The organism is Pantoea sp. Morm (assembly GCF_016643525.1).
Lineage (GTDB): Bacteria > Pseudomonadota > Gammaproteobacteria > Enterobacterales > Enterobacteriaceae > Pantoea > Pantoea dispersa.
In genome coordinates this window covers 1-3,072 of the sequence record NZ_VOQX01000188.1, presented here as the reverse complement: position 1 = coordinate 3,072, position 3,072 = coordinate 1, and the positions used below count along the sequence as shown (strand labels likewise).

Genomic DNA, 3,072 nt, shown 5'->3' with positions numbered 1-3,072 from the left:
GATTCGACGCAACTTATTGCGAATCGATGATTTATCTTTTTTTATGCTATCAAACTTCATCTTATTTGCTTCCTTTGCGGGACAGCAACAACACGTCCGGGCTCACTCTGACACCGCTGCGCGCCAGCGAGTCAAGGTTGACGGAAAATGCAGTGTGATCGCGGTTAAAGATCAGACAAAAGGCCGCGCCAACCGCACAGTCCGGGTTGTTTTCCGCGATGGACAGGACGGATTTACCCTGTAGCATCGCCAGCAGTTCAGTTTGCTGCTGCGGCGTCTGATCGCCGAAGTAAATGGCATCGCAGCGCTGGCGGCTGAGTTCGCTGGTCTGGTTAATCCACACCACGCTGAACGGCGTCGGGCCCTTAGGCTGCGCAAGGTGCTGTGCTGACGCGAATACGCACAGCTGTGGCGGCTGTGTTAACTGTGGCCAGTGGCTAAAACTGATGATGCCGCTGACGATGCGGTTAGCCTGATCGTCACGCTGAACCGCACTGTTTGCCGCCTGAGCAGCAGGAAAACAGAGGAGATAAATGAGAGAAAATACGGGAAGAAATGCGCGCAGGCCCTGCAATAAATAGAGCAGCTGGCTGTCGCCCTTCACCTTTAATTGTAGTTGTAACATAGCGCTATCTCTGAACAGCAACCGGGAAATAGTACCATCGCGCTGTACAAAAGAGTACCGCCGTACAGGCGCTGATACCGCGATCGGGCAGGGTAGAATAAATTCGTCAGGACCGGATTTAAATAGAGAGTTAAAAGAGGAATGAATAAAAACGCAGCAGAATAAGCGTATTAAGGCTGGCTTCTGCCGGATATTCCCGCAGCAAAATTAGCGCAGCGGCGAGATTTTTCGCAAAATGATTTGCTTGATAACGCCGGATATTCCCTTGGTGACGTAATGGCCCTGAATTGAACAATCATTCAGCGCCATTCACCGCATTTTTTTAATTAAAAATCCAAATCCCGGCCGTTGCTGGCAATGACCCGCTGATACCACCAGAAGGATTTTTTGCGCAGCCGGTTGAGCGTGCCGTTGCCGTGGTCGTCGCGATCGACATAGACAAATCCGTAGCGTTTACTCATTTCACCGGTCGACGCCGCGACCAGATCGATGCAGCCCCAGGTGGTGTAGCCCATCACCGGCACGCCGTCAGCAATCGCTTCACCCATGGCGCGAATGTGCTGTTGCAGGTAGCTGATGCGGTAATCGTCTGCAATTTCCCCGCTGGCATTGATTTCATCGTGCGCGCCGAGACCGTTTTCCACCAGAAACAGCGGTTTCTGATAGCGGTCGTACATCATATTCATGGTGATGCGCAGGCCAAGGGGATCAATGCCCCAGCCCCAGGCGCTGCGCGCCAGATGCGGATTGGTCAGTGACTTCACCACGTTGGCGGCGCTGCTATTCTGTTCATTCATCTCTGCCGACGCGCAGCGCGAGGCGTAATAGCTGAAGGAGATGAAATCGACGGTGTGGCGCAGCAGTTCGCTATCGCCCTCCGCCATGACAATCTCCACGCCTTTCTCGCGGAATACCCGGGCGGCGTAAGCGGGATAAGCGCCGCGCGCCTGGACATCGATAAAGAATAAGTTCTCGCGATCTTTCTGTAACGCGGCCCACACATCTTCCGGCTTGCAGGACCACGGATAAAAGTTGCCGCCGGCCAGCATGCAGCCAATCTGATTCTGCGGATTGATCTCATGGGCGATTTTGGTTACCAGCGCGCTGGCGACCAGTTCATGATGCGCTGCCTGATATTTCACCTGTTCGTGATGTTCATCCGGCGCGAACACCAGTCCGGCACCGGAGAACGGGCTGTGCAGCAGGATATTGATCTCATTGAATGTCAGCCAGTATTTCACCAGACCATCAAACGCTTCGAAGCAGGTGCGGGCGTAGCGGGCGAAGAAATCGATCATTTTACGGTTACGCCACGAGCCATATTCGGTGACCAGATGCATTGGCACATCGAAGTGACACAGCGTGACCAGCGGTTCGATGCCGTATTTGCGGCACTCTTCAAATACGCTGCGATAGAAGGCGATACCTGCCGCGTTCGGCGTCAGCTCATCGCCGTTGGGATAAATGCGGCTCCAGGCGATGGAGGTGCGAAACACCGTGAAGCCCATCTCCGCCATCAGGGCGATATCTTCTTTATAGCGGTGATAAAAATCGATGGCGTCGTGGCTCGGATAGAACTCATCGTCGCGCAGCGCATAGCGCGGCTCCAGCCCCAGCTTAACCGCCATGCGGTGCTCGCCGTGTGGAATCATGTCCACCGTGGTCAAGCCTTTACCGCCGGCGCGATAACTCCCCTCTGACTGGTTGGCGGCTAACGCGCCGCCCCATAAAAATCCCGCAGGAAATGTCACTTCAGACATCACTCACCTCAATCACAGTCCATTATTAATTCGCGCTGACCGGCTTTGCCGCTTCCGACTTGCCGGGGCGCGGCGCGGTCTCTGTCACCGGAATATCTTCAAAGCCAAGAATCAGCGTCAGAATGAACGACAGCACCACTGACAGCACCATCACGCCAGCCACCCAGACGATGCTCATCGGGTTGGTGGGATCGAAAAACTGGACGCTGGTAAACAGGCCCGGTGAGGCCATCGAGTGGCTGGCGAGGCCGCCAATGCCGGCCACCGCGCCACAGATAAAGCCGCTGATCAGGCTGGCAATCAGCGGACGCTTCAGGCGCACCGCCACGCCGTACAGCGCCGGTTCGGAAATGCCGGCGACGATAGCGGAAGCTGCCGCCGCGAACGCCGTCTGCCGCAGTTCCGGATTTTTGGTTTTGAACGCCACCGCCAGCGATGAGCCGCCCAGTGACAGGTTGGCGCCAATTTCCGACGGCATTACCATGCCTTCTTTGCCGGTCTCAGCGATGGTCTGAATAATGGTCGGGGTAAACACGCGATGCATGCCGGTCATCACCAGCAGCGGCCACAGCCCGCCCATGATCGCCACCGACAGCCAGCCGAGATAACCGTGAATGGTGTACACCAGCGCCGAAATGCCGCTACCGATCTAGATACCGAGTGGGCCAATAAAGACGATGGCGATGG

At 55.8% G+C, this 3,072-nt stretch carries 2 protein-coding genes and 1 pseudogene; all 3 read right to left on the bottom strand.

Annotated elements, in window-relative coordinates; translation table 11 throughout:
* Nucleotides 1-61: 61 nt before the first annotated feature.
* Nucleotides 62-625, bottom strand: coding sequence for a YfiR family protein (locus FT726_RS26560; RefSeq protein ID WP_058770540.1), 564 nt, complete (start codon nucleotides 623-625; stop codon nucleotides 62-64).
* A gap of 326 nt (nucleotides 626-951) precedes the next feature.
* Nucleotides 952-2,385: a 6-phospho-beta-glucosidase gene (locus tag FT726_RS26555; protein WP_159377765.1), complete on the bottom strand. Its 1,434-nt coding sequence runs from the start codon at nucleotides 2,383-2,385 to the stop codon at nucleotides 952-954.
* Between the two features lie 25 nt (nucleotides 2,386-2,410).
* A pseudogene (locus tag FT726_RS26550) lies at nucleotides 2,411-3,072 on the bottom strand (PTS transporter subunit EIIC); the annotation flags it as partial.

Coding starts and splice junctions, on each gene's coding strand:
- FT726_RS26560 (WP_058770540.1), bottom strand. CDS start 625: ATGTTACAACTACAATTAAAGGTGAAGGGCGACAGCCAGCTGCTCTAT.
- FT726_RS26555 (WP_159377765.1), bottom strand. CDS start 2,385: ATGTCTGAAGTGACATTTCCTGCGGGATTTTTATGGGGCGGCGCGTTA.